Below are 15968 nucleotides of genomic sequence, written 5' to 3' on the forward strand. Positions count from 1 at the left end.
AAATGTCGAGCGAGCAGCTAAGTAAAATTTCAAACACGATCAAATTTCTAAGCGCGGATATGATCCAAAGCGCCAACTCAGGCCATCCCGGCACGCCGATGGGGCTAAGCGACGCAATGAGCGTCTTTATGAGCAAGGTCCGCCACAATCCCAAAAATCCCGCGTGGCTGAACCGCGACCGCGTCGTATTCTCGGGCGGGCACGCAAGCGCGCTCGTGTATAGCTACCTCTATCTTAGCGGATATGATTTGAGCATGGACGATCTGAAAAGCTTCAGACGCCTGCACTCCAAAACCCCGGGCCACCCGGAGATCACCACTCCCGGCGTCGAGATCGCTACCGGACCGCTCGGTCAGGGCGTCGCAAACGCAGTCGGATTTGCGATGGCCGCAAAATACGCCGCGCATCTGCTCAACGAGGAAGGAAACGAGATTATCGATCACCGCGTCTATTGCTTCTGCGGCGACGGCGATCTGCAGGAGGGTATCAGTTACGAAGCGTGCGCGCTTGCGGGCAGACACAACCTCGATAATCTCACGATAATCTATGATTCTAACGGCATCACGATCGACGGCAGCACCGATATCGCGTGGTTTGAGGATGTGAAAGTGCGATTTGAAGCGCAGGGCTTTGAGGTCGCGCGCATCGACGGACATAATTTCGATCAGATAGAATTTGTCCTTGACGAGGTCAAAAACAAAACAAAACCCTACCTCATCATCGCAAACACCACGATCGGCAAGGGCGCGCTCGAGCTTGAGGGCACGGCCAAAACGCACGGCGCGCCGCTTGGAGAGGAGCTGCTTGCGCGCGCTAAGCAAAGCCTGGGCTTTGATCCCGCCCAAAGCTTCGTCGTAAGCGAGGACGTACTTTTTGAAACGCGCGCCGCGGTTGAGAAAGGCGATTTGGAGGAGCGGCTTTGGAAGGAGAAGCTTGCGAAGCTAAGCGATGAAAAAAGAGCACTTCTAAACGAGCTTTTAAATCCCGATTTTAGCAAGATAGAATTCCCTGATTTTAGCGGGCTTAAAGTCGCCACCCGCGATAGCAACGGCAAAATTTTAAACGCCATTGCAAACGCGTTGCCCGGCTTTTTGGGCGGAAGCGCCGATTTGGCGGCATCGAATAAGACCGAGCTAAAAGGCGGCGGCGACTTTCCGTGCGGCAAAAATTTACACTTCGGCATCCGCGAGCACGCGATGGCAGCGATCGGCAACGCCTTTGCGAGATACGGGCTTTTCATCCCGTTTAGCGCGACGTTTTTTATCTTTAGCGACTATCTCAAGACGGGCGCTAGACTTGCGGCGCTGATGGGCTTGCGCCACTATTTCGTCTTCACGCACGACAGCATCGGCGTGGGTGAGGATGGACCTACGCACGAGCCTATCGAGCAGCTTAGCACCTTCCGCGCGATGCCAGACTTCTACACCTTCCGCCCCGCAGACGGCAACGAAAACGTAAAATGCTGGCGCACGGCGCTTGCTCTGAATGCGCCCGCGGCGTTCGTCTGCTCGCGCCAAGGGCTTGAGCCGCTACCTAAGGCGGTTTTAGGCGACGTGCAAAACGGCGCGTATCTGCTAAGGCAAAGCAAAGAAGCGCAAATCACGCTCATCGCAAGCGGCAGTGAGGTCTCGCTCTGCCTAAAGGCCGCGGCGATCCTGCAAGAGCAAGGCATCGGTGCAAACGTCGTCAGCGCGCCGTGCTTCGAGCTTTTGTGTGAGCAGGACGCAGATTATCTGGCGCAAATCCTAGAGCCGCAAACTAAAATTTTAGCCGTCGAAGCGGCAAGCGCGCTTGAGTGGTATAAATTTGCAGACGCGGTACACGGCATGCAAAGCTTCGGCGAAAGCGGCAACGCGAGTGAGTTGTTTAAGCTTTTCGGCTTCACCGACGTCGCGATCGCAAAAGAAGCAAGGGAGCTTTTAGAGCAGTAACGGCAAAGGCAAAATTTGAGCGAAAAAATCAAAATTTCGTATTTAGACGGATTTAAAATTTACGGATTAAAAGCCCGCACGAAAAATGCGGACGAGCTAGGCGGGAGCGGTAAAATTCCCGCGCTGTGGGCGAAATTTATGAAAGAGTGCTATGACGGGCAGAGCGAGATTTACGGCGTCTATTACGATTACGAAAACGGCACCGATGGGCTTTACAATATCTTTATCGGCACCAAAGCGCCCCGCGGCGGCGAAGCCTTGGAGATCAAAAGCGGCAAATACGCCGTTTTTAGCTTCCCAAATGAGCCGCAAAACGTAGCAAAGTTTTGGAGCAAAATTTGGAGCTTTTTTGAGGCGGGCGAACTAAAAAGAGCATTTGGAACGGATTTTGAGTTTTACGGCGGAGACGAGATCAAAATTTTTATCTCGATTTTGTAGGGCGGCACATGAAATTTATAAACGGCGAGTGATTTTTCGCCGCCGCGACGATGAGCTTTTGCGTAAAATTTCATCCATAAAGCGGTAAAATTCCGTGCCCAGAACTACGCGCGCGAAAGCAAATTTTATGCCGAAAGCGCGCCGTACCTTAAGCCATAGATTTAAAACGAAATCTAAATTTGTGCCGTTAAATTTCAACCCCCACCCGTAAAATCAGGCGAAATTTCACGCGGAATTTCATTTTTAAATCTGTTATTAAGCCATTTTTGGCTTAAATTACATTTTCATTCGGGTAGATGTCCGAGCGGTCGAAGGAGCGCGCCTCGAAAGCGCGTAAGGCGTCAGCCTTCTAGGGTTCGAATCCCTATCTACCCGCCATTCATTCAAATTTCACCCAATACTTTGGAGTTAAATGAGCAACAAACTCCTTTCGATGAGCCTGCAGGAGCTGTGGCGGCTCTTTCCGATACGTCTCGTGCCGCACGATCCGCGCTGGGGCGAATACTTTAGGCGGGAGCGCAAAATTTTGCGCGGGCTGCTGCGAGATTGCGGTAAGATCAAGATCCACCATATCGGCAGTACCGCAGTAAGCGGGATCTGGGCGAAGCCGATCGTAGATATTTTGATCGAGTGCTCGGATATCGCCGCCGCCAAACAGCGCCTGATAGACGCGGGCTATCTGCTAATGAGCGAAAAGGGGAGCCGCTACAGCCTAAATAAGGGCTATACCGAAGCTGGATTTGCCGAGCGCGTTTTTCACGTGCATCTGCGAAATTTCGGCGATGCGGACGAGATATTTTTTAGAGATTTTTTGCGAGCGAATGCGGATATCGCTGGGCGGTACGAGGCGCTTAAATTAGAGCTTTGCAAGCGATTCGAGTTCGACCGCGACGCCTACACTGCGGCAAAAAGCGAATTTGTGCTTAAGCTTACGCGCATCGCTAAAGAAAACTCGAAATAGCCGCGTAAATTTGATCCTCTGCGTAGAAGCTCGCTCGCCAAGAGCGATAAAAAATGGCTAAATTTTATAAACAAAAACTGATAGATAGTGCCGCACATTGCAGATTAGTTTTCATAAAATTTTGACCGTAATTTCAAATCTAAAAGGCGGCCGCCTAGTTATCGTAGATAAAATTTACAAATCCAGCTAGCAGCGAAGTCGCTCATAAAATACCGTATAACCGTATCGCACCAAAGCCAAAGCTCATCCCCACGCTTCGGTACAAGTTTAAATTTAGAACTTATGCGCCGTAAATTTTAAATATCCCGCCAAAACATCGGCTTATAAACTCGCTAAATTTAAAGCTACAAAAATTTTAAAATTCCTTGCCGCTAGCTAGCCAAGCGAATTCTACACCGAGCGCTTAAAATTTAATGATCGCTCTTTAGCCCCGCGCCGCAAAGCGGGATGATGCTATCTCCTTGCAGATCATGGCTTTCTTTGTAGCGCAGATACGCCGCGTAGGTAGCCGCAGTCGTATGCTCGACGTAAAATCCGCCGCGCGCAAGAGCCGCTCTGGCAGGCAGTATGTCGCTCTCGCTTGCCAAGATCACCTCGCGCTCGCCCGCGTAGCTAGAGCCAAGAATTTCGCCCGCACGCATCGGTCTTGCAATCGCGATGCCCTCCGCTAGCGTCGGCTGCGGCTCTATCTCGCGCGCCGCACCTTTGGCGTTAAAAAGCGGAGCGCAACGCTCGCCCTGAACGATAAAAATTTTTGGCAGCGCCTCGATAAGACCGCCCTCATATAGCTCGCCTAACGCCGCTTGAGCACCCAGCAGCAGCGTGCCGTTGCCCACGGGGATGAAGATATTGCGCGGCATCCTGCCCAGCTGCTCGTAGATCTCATAAATGTAACTCTTCGTGCCCTCGTAAAAGATCGGATTATAAACGTGGTTGGCATAATAGATCTGTTCATCCGCGGCCTTTTTGCGGCACGCGTCCGCCGTCTCGTCGCGGCTACCGTCAAAGACCGTGACGTGCGCGCCGTGGCTTTTGATCATATCGATCTTTTTAGGCGACGTGCCCTTCGGGACGTAAATTTCGCACTCGATGCCCGCGCGAGCGCAGTACGCCGCCACGGCGTTGCCCGCGTTGCCGCTGGAGTCTTGTAGTACCTTTTTCACGCCGATATTTTTGGCGTGCAGCACCAAAACCGCCGCGCCGCGGTCTTTGAACGAAAGCGTAGGCATCGCGTAGTCGAGCTTGAGATAGAGATTTTCGCCGAATTTTACGCTCGCCGTAAGCCCCTCGCCCATAGAGATTTCTTTAAATTTAGCGGTATCGATGCCCATAAACCTGCGGTATCTAAAGATGCTAAACTCGCTTTGATCTACGAGCGCGGGGTTAAATTTAGGCGCGTCGGAGTTTAGTTTATACAACCCGCCGCAGTCGCATTTATAGCTCAAAGTATCGATGAACGCGTGCTTGCCGCAGCCCGTGCAGATGAAATCGCTCATTTTCGCTCCTATTTTTTCTCTTTTATTTTTGCGACGGCCTCGATCTCTACGAGACAGCCGAAGTGTAAAGCCGTAGTCGGCACCACGACGCGAGCAGGCTTGTGCGCGCCGAAAAATAGCGCGTACTGCTCGTCGATCACGTCCCAGTTCGCGACGTCAGGCGTATAGACGCGGCACATCCGCACGTCGCTTTTATCCGCGCCCGCGGCGGCGAGCACTGTCGCGACGTTGCTTAAAGCCTGCGCTGTCTGCGCAGCAAGACCCTCCGGAATGGCTCCCGTGCGCGGATCCGCGCTTAGCTGCCCCGAGACGTAAAGCGTGCCGTCGTCATCTAGGATGCCCGGCGCATAATGCGCCTTTTTCGGCGCGAAGCCGCTTGGGTAAATTTCTTTCATTTAAGCTCCTTTGCATATAAAATTTTATATAATGTTACTCTAAATTTATTAAAGATATATAAATATTTCTATAAATTTGCAAAATTTTAAAATTTAATCTAAATTTATAGATTTTTTTATATGAAATTTAAGGAGCCCGAATTGAACCAACTTTTGCAAACCTTTATACCGACCGCGCACCTTATTAAAAATACGATCGGCGATTGCGAAGTAGTCATCCACGATATGAGCACGCCGCAAAACTCCGTCGTTTTCGTCCTCGGCGACGTAACGGGTAGGAGGATCGGTCAAAGCTTCGATCATCTGGTAAAGGACGTGTTGCTAAGCAAAAATTTTGAAAACGACTGCACCGCAAACTACTACTTTACCGCGCAAAACGGCAAGCTCATACGCTCCTCGACTTCTTTGATCCGCGCCGTAAACGGCAAAGTAGTAGGCGCACTGTGTGTAAATATAGATACCTCAAGCGCCATGGCGGCATACAAAGTAATAAAAAATCTGCTGCCGAATGCAAAGCTCGATAGCAAGGAGTTGCAGGGCGCAAATTTTACCGACGGAGGCTGCAATAGCGCGGCATTAGATGAAGCGAGCTCAAATGACAGCGTAAATTTAGAAGCAAAAAACTCTAACGATTTGCAGCAAAATATCCTTGATATCGTCCAGGACCTTATCGCATCGGCTACGCACGATCTGGATGTGGAGGGGATGAAGAAAGAGGATCGAAAGCGCATCGTAAAATTCCTCGCGCAAAAAGGAATTTTTGAGGTAAAGGGTGCGGTGGAGCTCGTCGCAAAGGCGCTTAGGACGCAGAAAGTCACGATTTACTCGTATATGGATGAGGTAAAGAAGGAGGGCTAACCGCGGCGTATAAATTTGATCTCAAATTTCATAAGCGTTGCGCGCCTTTTTATCAGCGTAGCCATTGGGGTGGCGCAAATTTTAATCTAAATTTGATGAATCGATCAAAAGTGGGATGCGCCAATTCCTAGTTCATGCGGCTTGTAGTGCAATAAAAGCAAAACTCATCTGTTACTCGAACTCGTAACCCTTTGTATTCTTTAATTTCTCGTCATAATCAACTCCGTTAGCAATTCGCTTGCGTGAAGTATTAAAATCCGCTCGTATCGGGCTTTTGTGCTCGTCAAACTCAAGCGGCGCGACACCGATGATATCTGCTAGCAGATGCGCTAAATCATCGCTCATAAAAGGCTTATCTTTCGCCGCAGCCAGCCTCTGCCATAGCTTAGCGTGATCGCTCAAAAACTCACGCGAGCCTATGAAAATTAGCGGAATTTCGTAAGTAAAGCGGCTCTCCATGCCGTGCCCGAGGCGCCCGTTTTCGTATAAATTTTCGCCGTGATCGCTAAGATAGACGATGAGGCTGTCATCACCCGAAAAAATTTTAAAAATTTCATTTATGACAAAATCGTTGTAAAGCACGCTGTTATCATAATATGCGACGACATCTTTCTGCTTGGAAGTAAGTTTTGCCTTTACGTCTGCCGCGCTAAACTTGCCAAATCCCTCGGGATAGCGCAGGCTATAATCCATATGGCTGCCGATGAGATGGATCACGTAGAAATTTCGCTCGCTCTGCCCCACTTTCGCCTGATTTATGAGCGGAAGCAGCACTCCGTCAGGCTTGATGCGAACGGTTTCGTAAAGATTGCTCTTTGAGAGGAAGGATTCCGCGTCCGCGCGATCGGCAGCGCTTTTAGCACTTAACGCATGTGCGCCGAAAGCCTCTTGATTGCTGATCCAAAAGGTGCGATAGCCACTTAGCTTAAACATATCGATGATGCTAAGGTTGCGAAACCACGCCCTTTTGCGCTCGCTTTCGTAATCGCTGAAATTTAAAAGCCGCATCAGCACCTGATTAGTCGTGCCGTAAGGCGAGATTGTATCGCTAAATTTTATCAAATTACCGCTCGCTTCGAGACCCTCCAAAAGTGGCGTATTTTCAACGCCGTAGCCGTAGAGCGACATATGCCCGCGCTGCAAGCTCTCGCCGATTATTAGGACGATATTTTTGACACGAGACTTTTGCAAGGCGGGGTTTGTAGCGGTCTCAGGATTTTTAGAATTTGAAATCGCGCTTGGGCTTTGCAGCGTAGAATTTAAAGTCTCGCTCCAGCTCTGCAGCTCAGCGCCCGAAGCGGAAGTAGAATTTAAATTTGCGCCGGAATCTTGCGCCTGGACGCTTGATGCGGGCACGGAATTTTCAGACGCAGAATCCAAGGCGGCGCCTTGCGGATCTGAATTTGCGCCGCCTTTTAAAACAGCCTCGTTCGCGCGCTTGGCCTCGTCATATCCGAGCTGCACTTCGCGCATATCGGTGATGAAATTTTTATCGCTAAGATAGTCTTTTATCGTAAAGGCAAACTCCAGCGGAACGTATTGTGATAGCTTGGTTATATAGCCCTGTTTGCTTTGGAAAGCTTTAGTGGCAATATCCACGCAAAAGATTGTTCCGTAAATGAGATAAATCGCCGCTAACAGCAATCTTAGGCGGCTATGCGTTTGCTTCTCATCTCTCTGCCCTGCTCTTAGCGCCGCAAAGATGCAGCCAAGTAGCACCGCTAGATATAAAATCGTTGCGGGGTTAAGAAACTGCGAAACAAACTCGCGCGTCTCTGCTGCATCGGTATGCACAAGCGCGTCGATCGCCACGACGTTGAAGCTTGAGTCGAAATTTACGATCAAAAATAAAGCCACACTCGCAATTAGCGCAATTAGCGCTAGCAACACGAACGAAACGAGCTTAAAAAATCGGCCGCCAAGCAGATAGCAGAGGTGAAAGATGAGCAAATTTATGATGAGCACCGCAGAAAAGCCTTTAAATACATGCGAAAAATGATACCCATTGATCTGATAATGTATCTTAGCCCAGCACGCAAGCAAGCATAGCGCCGTGCTAAGCCAAAACACTCTCCATATGGGACGCTCGCGAAGCGCGGCAAAAAAGCCGCGGTCGATTTTTATAAGCAAGCACGCTATAAGCCTACCCGCTTTCGTCCGCGCCATAATCCCGCCTATATTTGCTAGCGCTACATAAAATTTTTCTCTCATTTCATCTTCCTTAGCTTTACAAAGACACGATGACGCGCACTCTGCGTAGCGCGACATATTTTCGCTTTAAAATCAAGGCGCAATCTTAGCCGCTTAAAGCTTTGAGCTCGCTTACTTGCATCCTTTTTACGCTTTAAATTTTACAGCCAAATTTTAAAGATACGGAGAGTTTGGAATTGGACGACGGAATTTTAAGGCTAAATTTTAATTGAAAGCGGATCCATGAGCGAAACTACAAAACGAGGCTTTAAAAAACAGAAAGTATGAGTTAAAATCTCGGCTTTTAAAATTTTACGGCTAGACCACAAACCGTCGCAATAGATTTTAAAATTTCTAGTGCGATAGGTTTCCTTTGGATAAAATTTATGCATGAAGTGGCTGAGGTAAAATTCCAAGACGCGAGCGATGTAAAATTGTCGAAATCTAATCGTGGGCAAAATTTCGCACCGATAAAGCGAAAAAATTTTAACTAGCCCAAATCGCCTTTTGGGCAAAATTCTACGCGACGCTTAGGACTTCTACCTTACCGTCGAAAACCGCCATGCAGTGCTCATAGTGGCTAGTGCGAAGCCCATCCTTGCTTCTCGTACTCCATTTATCCTCGGCGATGACGGGAGTGCCATCCTTTTGGCAGATCATCGGCTCAATGCAAAAAACCATGCCGTTTTTGATTTTGGGGCCCGATTTTGGATTGTTACCTTCTAGATAGTTTGGGATCTCAGGCTCTTCGTGCGGGTGCTTGCCGATGCCGTGACCGCAGAAGCCGTATAGCGGTACGAAGCCGCGCGCGCGGATAAATTTCTCGATCTCGAAGCTTAGCTCTTTGAAGTGCATCCCTACCCTGATCGTTTTGATGGCAAACTCCAGCGTATCCTTGCTGCATGCGATGAGCTCCTCGTCGGCTTTTGAAATTTTACCGACAGGCAGGGTGCGTGCGCTGTCGCCGAAATATCCGTTTAGCTTCGAGCCCAAATCGACGCCTAAGATATCGCCCTCTTGCAAGATCGTCTCATCGGGGATGCCGTGGATGATGACTTCGTTTAGCGAGAGGCAGGCGGCGTTTGGAAAGCCGTATAGCCCTTTAAAAGCGGGATACGCGCCCTTGGAGGTGATGAAGTCGTCGATCTTCTTATCGACTTCGAGCAGGCTAAGACCCGGCTTTATGAAAGAAGCTGCATAATCAAGGGCCTGCGCGACGATCCTATTCGCTGCACGCAGCCCTTCTAAATCTTTTTTTGTTTTAAGCAAAATTGCCATTTTTATAGCCCGACCGCGCTTAGGGTCTGATATTTATTCATATAGATCTGCGCTTCGATGCGCCTCATCGTATCGAGTGCGACGGAGACGACGATCAGCACGCTGGTGCCGCCGAAATAAAACGGCACGCCCATAAATTTAACGAGCAGCCACGGGATGACGGTTACTAGCCCGAGATAGATCGAACCCCAAAACGTAAGACGGCTGGCGACTTCGTTTAAAAAGCTCGCCGTTCCCTCGCCCGGACGAATGCCCGGGATAAATCCGCCCTGCTTCTTTAAATTTTCACTAATGTCCTTGGAATTAAAAGCAATTGACGCATAAAAATACGCAAAAAATATAACCAACACAAAGGTCAAAAAGTTAAAGAAGTAGTTGCTAGGGCTTAGGAAATCGTGGATCTTTTGGATGATCGGATTGGTGCTTGCCTGCAAAATAGTGGTCGGAAACATCAAAATCGCGCTTGCAAAAATAGGCGGAATGACGCCGCTTAAATTTAGCTTGATCGGCACATAGTTCATAATGCGCTTATTTTGATTTGCCATCAATACCTTGCGCGAAAACGATACCGGAATTCTACGTTCGCCTAGCTCCACATATAAAATTGCCCCGATAGTAGCCAGGATAATTAGCATGATTGCGATTAGCTTTAAAACGTTCATTTCGCCGGTATTTACTAAATTTACAGTACTTCCGATCGCTCTAGGGATGGCACTTACGATACCTGCAAAGATAATAAGGCTGGTGCCGTTACCGACGCCGCGCTGCGTGATCTGCTCTCCGATCCACATCAAAAGCATGGTGCCTGCCAGCATCGAAATGCACGAGATAAAAACAAACTCGTTGGTATTCTCTGCCATTATCGCAGGCGCTCCGGTCTGTCCGTGGATGCCCTGCAAGCCGATGCTAACACCGATGGATTGAACCATAGCGATTGCGATTGTAGCATATCGGATGATCTGCATATATTTCTGCATACCGTCGCGCTCTTTTTTGAGTTTGCCTAAATTTGGAAAGGTTGCGGCAAGCAGCTCCATAATGATCGAAGCGGTAATATAAGGCATAATGCCTAGCGAGATAACGCTGAATCGCTCCGCCGCGTTACCGCTAAACATATTAAACATTCCAAAAGCGTTGTTGCTATTGTTTTGAAAAAATTGCTTTATAACCTCAACGTCCACTCCCGGAACCGGCACGTAAGCTAGCAACCTATAGGCAAAAAGAAAGCCCAAAGTAATGAGAATTTTGTTGCGTAGCGATTTATTCATTATTTTTGTCCGCTAGACTTTACGTTCTCGTCTTTGATCTTGCTAGCGAGCGCTTTTGCGCCTACGCCGATCAGCTTGATCTTTTTAACGGAATTTGAAATTTTATGAACGGATTTGATGCTTTCGATCGTGATCTCGCTAAGATCTTTTATAGCTTCGATTTTATCGACATTGATCACGTAAGGCTTTTCAAATTTAGAAGTAAAACCTACCTTCGGAAGCCTTCGTTGAATCGGCTGCTGACCACCTTCGAAGCCTCTTTTTTCGTGAGAGCCAGTACGCGCGGTCTGACCCTTGCCGCCGCGGCCCGCAGTTTTACCTAGGCCACTTCCTTGACCGCGACCTAAGCGCTTAGTAGCGTGAGTCGAGCCTGGGGCTTTTTTAAGATTTTCTAATCCCATCTTTTATCCTTGTTAGTGTTTTAACATACTAAGAGCTTTCATCGTAGCTCTTACGACATTTGAGGAGTTGTTTGAACCTAGCGATTTGGTGAGGATATCTTTAACACCCGCAAGCTCTAAAACCGGGCGCACGGAGCCGCCCGCGATAACACCGGTACCTTCGCTCGCCGGCTTAAGTAAAATTTTGCTCGCATTGTATTTAACTTCAATATCGTGAGTGATAGTAGAGCCGTTTAAATTTACCTTGATAATATTTTTAAACGCATCGTCTACCGCTTTTTTGATCGCATCTGGAACCTCTTTGGACTTACCAAAGCCAAAGCCTACCAAGCCATTTCTATTACCTACTACGATAAGAGCCGTAAACCTAAACCTTCTACCGCCTTTAACGACCTTCGTAACCCTACCGATATTGACGATTACCTCTTCGAATTCTTCTCTATTATACTTTTCCACAATCATTCCTTTGGGTTATAGTTTGATGCCGTTTTGGCGTAGCGACTCGGCAAAGCTTGCGATTACGCCGTGATACAAATAGCCATTGCGATCGAAAAGCGCCTCGGAGATACCTTTATCCTTTAGCTTGGAAGCTAAATCTTTAGCTAAGCTAGCCGCGCCCTCTTTGTTTGCCTTTAAATTTAAAACCTTACCGCTGCTGGCGCACAAAGTCGCGCTCGCCGCGTCGTCGATAGCCTGAGCGTAGACCGTCCTATTGGATTTGAAAATAGAAATTCTAGGGCAAGATGCGACGCCTGAAATTTTAGCGCGAATTCTTCTTTTTCTCTTGATTCGTAAAGAGATCTTTCTTTTTAATACGTTCTGTGTCATTTCTCAACCCTTATTTCTTAGCTGTTTTTCCGGCTTTGCGGATGATATGCTCTTCAAGATACTTGATGCCTTTACCCTTATACGGCTCAGGCGGTCTGAATCCTCTGATCTCGGCTGCTACTTGACCTACTTGCTGCTTGTCGTCACCTTTGATGGTTACGACGTTTTTATCTACGGAAATTTCGATTCCTTTTGGAGATTCAAAATTTATCGGATGCGAAAAGCCCAAATTTAGCTCAAGTACCTTGCCCTTCATCGCGGCTCTATAGCCGACGCCGTTGATTTCAAGCTGTTTTGAAAAGCCCTCGGTAAGACCAAGGACGATATTGTTGGCTAAAGCGCGGTATGTTCCCCAATACGCCCTACTCTGTCTATCCTCACCCTTAGGCGAGAATTCTATCTTTCCGTCTTCGATTTTTACATCGACATGACCTTTTAAATCAAGCTCTTTTTTGTTATTCGATTTTTTAAATTTTAACGACGAGCCGTCGATTTTGACCTCAACTCCGTTTGGAATAGAGATCGGTTTTTTACCAATTCTTGACATAATTTTCCTTTTTATTTGTCTAGGGTATGTCTACTTTTACGAATGGATACCACAATGCCATAAAAAGTAGAAACTTCTTACCAGATCGTGCAAAGCACTTCGCCGCCGACGCCCGCTTTGTGCGCGTCGATACCGCTCATAACGCCTTTACTTGTGCTAACGACGACGGTTCCGTAGCCGTTTTTGAAGCGCTTGATCTCGTCTTTGCCTTGATATACACGGCGGCCCGGAGTCGAAATTCTTTTAACTTCGTTTATCACGCTCCTGCCCTTTTCGTCGTATTTAAGCACTACGTTGATGATCTTTTTATTGTTTTCCTCTACTACGTTGTAGCTCTCGATATAGCCCTTCTCGGCTAAAATTTTAAGCATAGCCTCAACGACGTTTGAGTGAAAAAGTTTAGTCGTATCTAGCCTTCGCATTGCAGCATTTCTGATGCGAGTTAGTCCATCTGAAATAAGATCGTTAATCATCTCTTCTCCTTACCAGCTTGCTTTTTTTAGACCTGGGATCAAGCCCTCGTTTGCCATCTTGCGAAGGCAAACGCGACAAATTCCAAAATCCTTATAAACGGAGTGCGGACGACCGCAAATTTGACATCTGGTATATGCGCGAGTGCTAAATTTAGCGGGGCGTTTCGCCTTGGCTACCATTGATTTTTTTGCCATATCATTTTCCTTTTGCAAAAGGCATGCCGAATAACTCTAGCAATTTAAATGCCTCTTTATCGTTATTTGTAGTCGTTACGACGGTTATATTCATACCGTGAGTTCTTAAAATTTGATCGTATTCGACCTCTGGGAACATCAGCTGCTCTTGCAAGCCGAAGTTATAATTGCCGCGTCCGTCAAAGCCCGTTCTAGGTAGTCCTCGGAAATCCTTAACTCTAGGAAGCGCGATAGAGATCAGTTTGTCTAGGAAGGCAAACATCTGCTCTTTTCGTAATGTAACCATTATGCCTACCGGGAAACCTTCGCGCACTTTAAAGCCGGCAACCGATTTTTTTGCATTGACGATAAGCGCTTTTTGGCCTGCGATCAGCGAGATAGTATCGGCCATATTTTGAAGCACCTTTTGATCTTTGCTCGATTCGCCTGTTCCTACGCTGATAACGATCTTTTCAAGCGCCGGGATAAGCATAGGATTTTTTATATCAAATTCTTTCTGCAAAGCAGCTCTGATGGAATTAGCGTATTTATCTTTTAGTCTGCTCATAATCAACCCTCTACCAACGCAACGTTTGAAATATCCATAGGCATCTCTTTGCTTGTAAAGCCGCCTTGCGGATTTTGCTCGGTTGGTTTGATAGCCTTTTTAGCCATTTTACAACCCTCGACGATAACTTGAGCTTTTTTAGGGAACACGGCCTTGACAGTGCCTGTTTTGCCCTTATCGTCACCTGCGATGATCTTTACTTGATCGCCCTTTTTAATCTTAAATTTTACTGCCATTATAAAACCTCCGGAGCCAGCGAAACGATCTTCATAAAACCGCCGTATCTGACCTCTCTACCGATAGGACCGAAAATACGAGTGCCGATCGGCTCTTTTTTTGAATCCAAAATAACGGCTGCGTTCTCATCGAATCTAATTAGTGAGCCGTTGCCTCTGTGCAACTCTTTAGTCGTACGAACGACTACGGCTTTTACTACTTGACCGCGCTTAATCTTGCCGTTAGGGAGCGCTTTTTTTACAGAGCAAACGATAATATCGCCGATTGTGGCGTATCTTCTTTTGCTGCCGCCCAAAACTTTAATACACATAAGTTCTTTTGCGCCGCTATTATCAGCCACCGCAAGTCTGGTAAAACTCTGTATCATTATTCAACTCCTGTTTTCAAAACCGCTTTTAAGCGAAACGATTTTCTAGCGCTTAGCGGTCTGCACTCGATCGCAGATATGGTGTCGCCGATCTTTACAACGTTGTTTTCATCGTGGATCAGATATTTTTTAAATCTTTTTACGATCTTTCTATATCTAGGGTGCATAACCCTTCGCTCTACCAAAACGGTAGCTGTTTTATCGCCCGCCTTCTTTACGACTACGCCTTGAATTTCTCTTTTAAATGCCATAACCTATCCTTATTTCGCTTTAATAGCAGTGTTGATTCTAGCGATATCTTTTTTGATAGCGCGAATCTCGTTAGGATTGCTTAGCTGCATAGTTTTTAGCTTTTGTCTAGCCGTAAATAAAAGCAACTTACTTTGTTTCAACATAGAATTTAGCTCAGCCAAATCTTTATCTTTCAAATCAGTATATTTCATTTTCGCTTTCCCTACTTACGATTTTCGTTTTAAAAGGTAGTTTATGAATCGAAAGCATAAGCGCCTCTTTAGCAACCTCTTCGCTAACGCCGGTCATCTCGAAAATGATCCTGCCCGGTTTTATATTCATTACCCACTCCTCTACGCCGCTCTTACCCTTACCCATACGAGTTTGTAGAGGCTTTTTGGTAAGCGGTTTGTCTGGGAATACCTTAATCCAAATTTTAGCTTGACGATTCACGAAGCGCGTCATCGCGACACGAGCCGCTTCGATCTGGCGAGAATTTACCCTACCCGCCTCTACCGCTTTGATACCGAAATCGCCGAACGTCAAGGAATTTCCTCTCGTCGCATAGCCGCGATTGCGACCTTTCATCATCTTGCGGTATTTTGTTCTTTTTGGCATCAACATAACTATTTACCTCTTCTTGGTCTGCGTGTTTTTTTAGGCGCATCATCGGTCTTTTCAGCCTGGATGCCTTTTTGTAAAATTTCACCCTTAAAGATCCAAACCTTAATGCCGATATTACCGTAGGTCGTATGCGCTTCGGCAAAGCCGTAATCGATCCTAGCCCTTAGAGTATGAAGCGGAACGCGTCCCTCCAAATACCATTCGGTTCTAGCCATTTCCGCACCGCCCAAGCGACCTGCGACGCAAATTTTAATTCCCTTTGCGCCTGCTTTTTGAGCGCCTTGGATGACTTTTTTCATAGCGCGGCGGAATGCAACGCGGCGCTCTAGCTGCATGGCTACGTTTTCTGCAGCCAAAAGTGCGTTCGAGCCTACTTTGCGCTCCTCTTTGATGTTGATGGCTATGTCTTTATTGACTAGCTTAACGACTTCGCTTCTTAAATTTTCGACCTCGCCGCCTTTTTTGCCGATGATGATACCCGGCCTTGCGGCTACGATCGTTACGCGAATTTTCTTAGCCGTTCTTTCGATAAGAATTTGGCTAATTCCTGCATAGTAAAGCTTAGCTTTTAAAAATTTGCGGATCTTGTAATCCTCGCCGATACTATCGGAAAGCGTCGCTTTAGAAGGAAACCATCTAGACTCCCAATTTCGATTAATTCCTAATCTTAAACCGATCGGATTTACTTTCTGTCCCATTTACG

22 protein-coding genes and 1 tRNA gene are annotated in these 15968 nt (G+C 47.3%); 5 read left to right on the forward strand and 18 right to left on the reverse strand.

Annotated elements, in window-relative coordinates; genetic code table 11:
* Positions 1–2 precede the first annotated feature (2 nt).
* The 4 genes from tkt to QZ367_RS05945 all read left to right on the forward strand — a co-directional run bounded on the left by tkt (position 3) and on the right by QZ367_RS05945 (position 3330).
* Positions 3–1931, forward strand: a complete 1929-nt coding sequence (gene tkt / locus QZ367_RS05930; protein WP_291938563.1) for a transketolase — start codon at positions 3–5, stop codon at positions 1929–1931.
* A 27-nt stretch (positions 1932–1958) separates the two neighbouring features.
* Complete coding sequence (locus QZ367_RS05935) at positions 1959–2369, forward strand: GyrI-like domain-containing protein (protein ID WP_291939281.1); 411 nt, start codon at positions 1959–1961, stop codon at positions 2367–2369.
* A 290-nt stretch (positions 2370–2659) separates the two neighbouring features.
* Positions 2660–2747: transfer RNA gene (locus QZ367_RS05940), tRNA-Ser, on the forward strand.
* A 34-nt stretch (positions 2748–2781) separates the two neighbouring features.
* Complete coding sequence (locus QZ367_RS05945; RefSeq protein WP_291938565.1) at positions 2782–3330, forward strand: GrpB family protein; 549 nt, start codon at positions 2782–2784, stop codon at positions 3328–3330.
* Positions 3331–3740: 410 nt separating this feature from the next.
* Here QZ367_RS05945 and QZ367_RS05950 read toward each other — a convergent pair whose 3' ends face one another.
* Together QZ367_RS05950 and QZ367_RS05955 are read right to left on the reverse strand one after the other, a co-directional pair.
* Positions 3741–4826, reverse strand: a complete 1086-nt coding sequence (locus tag QZ367_RS05950) for a threonine synthase (protein ID WP_291938567.1) — start codon at positions 4824–4826, stop codon at positions 3741–3743.
* Between the two features lie 8 nt (positions 4827–4834).
* Complete coding sequence (locus tag QZ367_RS05955) at positions 4835–5221, reverse strand: RidA family protein (RefSeq protein ID WP_291938569.1); 387 nt, start codon at positions 5219–5221, stop codon at positions 4835–4837.
* A 141-nt stretch (positions 5222–5362) separates the two neighbouring features.
* Here QZ367_RS05955 and QZ367_RS05960 point away from each other — a divergent pair, with 141 nt between their 5' ends.
* Entirely contained in the window at positions 5363–6079 is a 717-nt protein-coding gene (locus QZ367_RS05960) for a PAS domain-containing protein (protein ID WP_291938571.1), read from the forward strand.
* Positions 6080–6250: 171 nt separating this feature from the next.
* On the opposite strand, the gene QZ367_RS05965 is transcribed toward QZ367_RS05960, so the two are convergent.
* The 16 genes from QZ367_RS05965 to rpsC all read right to left on the reverse strand — a co-directional run bounded on the left by QZ367_RS05965 (position 6251) and on the right by rpsC (position 15963).
* Entirely contained in the window at positions 6251–8290 is a 2040-nt protein-coding gene (locus QZ367_RS05965; protein WP_291938573.1) for a sulfatase-like hydrolase/transferase, read from the reverse strand.
* Positions 8291–8788: 498 nt separating this feature from the next.
* Positions 8789–9547 carry a type I methionyl aminopeptidase gene (gene map, locus QZ367_RS05970; RefSeq protein ID WP_291938575.1) on the reverse strand — a complete coding sequence of 253 codons (759 nt, stop codon included), beginning with the start codon at positions 9545–9547 and terminating at the stop codon, positions 8789–8791.
* 2 nt (positions 9548–9549) lie between these two features.
* The gene (gene secY / locus QZ367_RS05975) at positions 9550–10815 is read right to left on the reverse strand and encodes a preprotein translocase subunit SecY (protein WP_291938577.1); all 1266 of its coding nucleotides are present in this window, start codon (positions 10813–10815) and stop codon (positions 9550–9552) included.
* A complete protein-coding gene (gene rplO, locus QZ367_RS05980; protein ID WP_005868985.1) occupies positions 10815–11216 on the reverse strand; it encodes a 50S ribosomal protein L15 in 402 nt (133 codons plus the stop codon). The genes secY and rplO overlap by 1 nt, the downstream gene beginning before the upstream one ends.
* A 12-nt stretch (positions 11217–11228) precedes the next feature.
* The gene (rpsE, locus tag QZ367_RS05985) at positions 11229–11672 is read right to left on the reverse strand and encodes a 30S ribosomal protein S5 (protein WP_005868986.1); all 444 of its coding nucleotides are present in this window, start codon (positions 11670–11672) and stop codon (positions 11229–11231) included.
* A 15-nt stretch (positions 11673–11687) separates the two neighbouring features.
* Complete coding sequence (rplR, locus tag QZ367_RS05990) at positions 11688–12044, reverse strand: 50S ribosomal protein L18 (protein WP_291938586.1); 357 nt, start codon at positions 12042–12044, stop codon at positions 11688–11690.
* A gap of 10 nt (positions 12045–12054) precedes the next feature.
* Entirely contained in the window at positions 12055–12591 is a 537-nt protein-coding gene (gene rplF, locus QZ367_RS05995; protein ID WP_291938588.1) for a 50S ribosomal protein L6, read from the reverse strand.
* 77 nt (positions 12592–12668) lie between these two features.
* Complete coding sequence (gene rpsH / locus QZ367_RS06000) at positions 12669–13064, reverse strand: 30S ribosomal protein S8 (RefSeq protein WP_005868989.1); 396 nt, start codon at positions 13062–13064, stop codon at positions 12669–12671.
* Positions 13065–13073: 9 nt separating this feature from the next.
* Positions 13074–13259 (reverse strand): type Z 30S ribosomal protein S14, encoded by a 186-nt coding sequence (locus QZ367_RS06005; protein ID WP_005868990.1) that lies wholly within the window; start codon positions 13257–13259, stop codon positions 13074–13076.
* Between the two features lies 1 nt (position 13260).
* A complete protein-coding gene (rplE, locus tag QZ367_RS06010; protein WP_291938590.1) occupies positions 13261–13806 on the reverse strand; it encodes a 50S ribosomal protein L5 in 546 nt (181 codons plus the stop codon).
* 2 nt (positions 13807–13808) lie between these two features.
* Positions 13809–14042 (reverse strand): 50S ribosomal protein L24, encoded by a 234-nt coding sequence (gene rplX, locus QZ367_RS06015; protein WP_005868992.1) that lies wholly within the window; start codon positions 14040–14042, stop codon positions 13809–13811.
* Entirely contained in the window at positions 14042–14410 is a 369-nt protein-coding gene (rplN, locus tag QZ367_RS06020; RefSeq protein WP_005868993.1) for a 50S ribosomal protein L14, read from the reverse strand. Before rplN ends, rplX begins: the two co-directional genes overlap by 1 nt.
* A complete protein-coding gene (gene rpsQ, locus QZ367_RS06025; protein WP_005868994.1) occupies positions 14410–14661 on the reverse strand; it encodes a 30S ribosomal protein S17 in 252 nt (83 codons plus the stop codon). The genes rplN and rpsQ overlap by 1 nt, the downstream gene beginning before the upstream one ends.
* Before the next feature lie 9 nt (positions 14662–14670).
* Positions 14671–14853 carry a 50S ribosomal protein L29 gene (rpmC, locus tag QZ367_RS06030; protein WP_005868995.1) on the reverse strand — a complete coding sequence of 61 codons (183 nt, stop codon included), beginning with the start codon at positions 14851–14853 and terminating at the stop codon, positions 14671–14673.
* Positions 14840–15265: a 50S ribosomal protein L16 gene (gene rplP, locus QZ367_RS06035; protein WP_005868996.1), complete on the reverse strand. Its 426-nt coding sequence runs from the start codon at positions 15263–15265 to the stop codon at positions 14840–14842. The genes rpmC and rplP overlap by 14 nt, the downstream gene beginning before the upstream one ends.
* A 2-nt stretch (positions 15266–15267) precedes the next feature.
* Positions 15268–15963, reverse strand: coding sequence for a 30S ribosomal protein S3 (gene rpsC / locus QZ367_RS06040; RefSeq protein WP_291938594.1), 696 nt, complete (start codon positions 15961–15963; stop codon positions 15268–15270).
* Positions 15964–15968 lie beyond the last annotated feature (5 nt).

It is taken from the genome of Campylobacter sp. (assembly GCF_019423325.1).
In the GTDB taxonomy this organism is placed as follows: Bacteria; Campylobacterota; Campylobacteria; order Campylobacterales; family Campylobacteraceae; genus Campylobacter_B.

Bases quoted from the DNA above. Each gene is read 5' to 3' on its own strand.
- rplO (WP_005868985.1), bottom strand. From the start codon at position 11,216: ATGGGATTAGAAAATCTTAAAAAAGCCCCAGGCTCGACTCACGCTACT.
- rplE (WP_291938590.1), bottom strand. From the start codon at position 13,806: ATGAGCAGACTAAAAGATAAATACGCTAATTCCATCAGAGCTGCTTTG.
- secY (WP_291938577.1), bottom strand. From the start codon at position 10,815: ATGAATAAATCGCTACGCAACAAAATTCTCATTACTTTGGGCTTTCTT.
- rplP (WP_005868996.1), bottom strand. From the start codon at position 15,265: ATGTTGATGCCAAAAAGAACAAAATACCGCAAGATGATGAAAGGTCGC.
- rpsC (WP_291938594.1), bottom strand. From the start codon at position 15,963: ATGGGACAGAAAGTAAATCCGATCGGTTTAAGATTAGGAATTAATCGA.
- rpsH (WP_005868989.1), bottom strand. From the start codon at position 13,064: ATGATTAACGATCTTATTTCAGATGGACTAACTCGCATCAGAAATGCT.
- rplR (WP_291938586.1), bottom strand. From the start codon at position 12,044: ATGACACAGAACGTATTAAAAAGAAAGATCTCTTTACGAATCAAGAGA.
- rpsQ (WP_005868994.1), bottom strand. From the start codon at position 14,661: ATGGCATTTAAAAGAGAAATTCAAGGCGTAGTCGTAAAGAAGGCGGGC.
- rplX (WP_005868992.1), bottom strand. From the start codon at position 14,042: ATGGCAGTAAAATTTAAGATTAAAAAGGGCGATCAAGTAAAGATCATC.
- rplF (WP_291938588.1), bottom strand. From the start codon at position 12,591: ATGTCAAGAATTGGTAAAAAACCGATCTCTATTCCAAACGGAGTTGAG.
- QZ367_RS06005 (WP_005868990.1), bottom strand. From the start codon at position 13,259: ATGGCAAAAAAATCAATGGTAGCCAAGGCGAAACGCCCCGCTAAATTT.
- QZ367_RS05950 (WP_291938567.1), bottom strand. From the start codon at position 4,826: ATGAGCGATTTCATCTGCACGGGCTGCGGCAAGCACGCGTTCATCGAT.
- QZ367_RS05965 (WP_291938573.1), bottom strand. From the start codon at position 8,290: ATGAGAGAAAAATTTTATGTAGCGCTAGCAAATATAGGCGGGATTATG.
- rplN (WP_005868993.1), bottom strand. From the start codon at position 14,410: ATGATACAGAGTTTTACCAGACTTGCGGTGGCTGATAATAGCGGCGCA.
- QZ367_RS05945 (WP_291938565.1), top strand. From the start codon at position 2,782: ATGAGCAACAAACTCCTTTCGATGAGCCTGCAGGAGCTGTGGCGGCTC.
- QZ367_RS05955 (WP_291938569.1), bottom strand. From the start codon at position 5,221: ATGAAAGAAATTTACCCAAGCGGCTTCGCGCCGAAAAAGGCGCATTAT.
- rpmC (WP_005868995.1), bottom strand. From the start codon at position 14,853: ATGAAATATACTGATTTGAAAGATAAAGATTTGGCTGAGCTAAATTCT.
- map (WP_291938575.1), bottom strand. From the start codon at position 9,547: ATGGCAATTTTGCTTAAAACAAAAAAAGATTTAGAAGGGCTGCGTGCA.
- tkt (WP_291938563.1), top strand. From the start codon at position 3: ATGTCGAGCGAGCAGCTAAGTAAAATTTCAAACACGATCAAATTTCTA.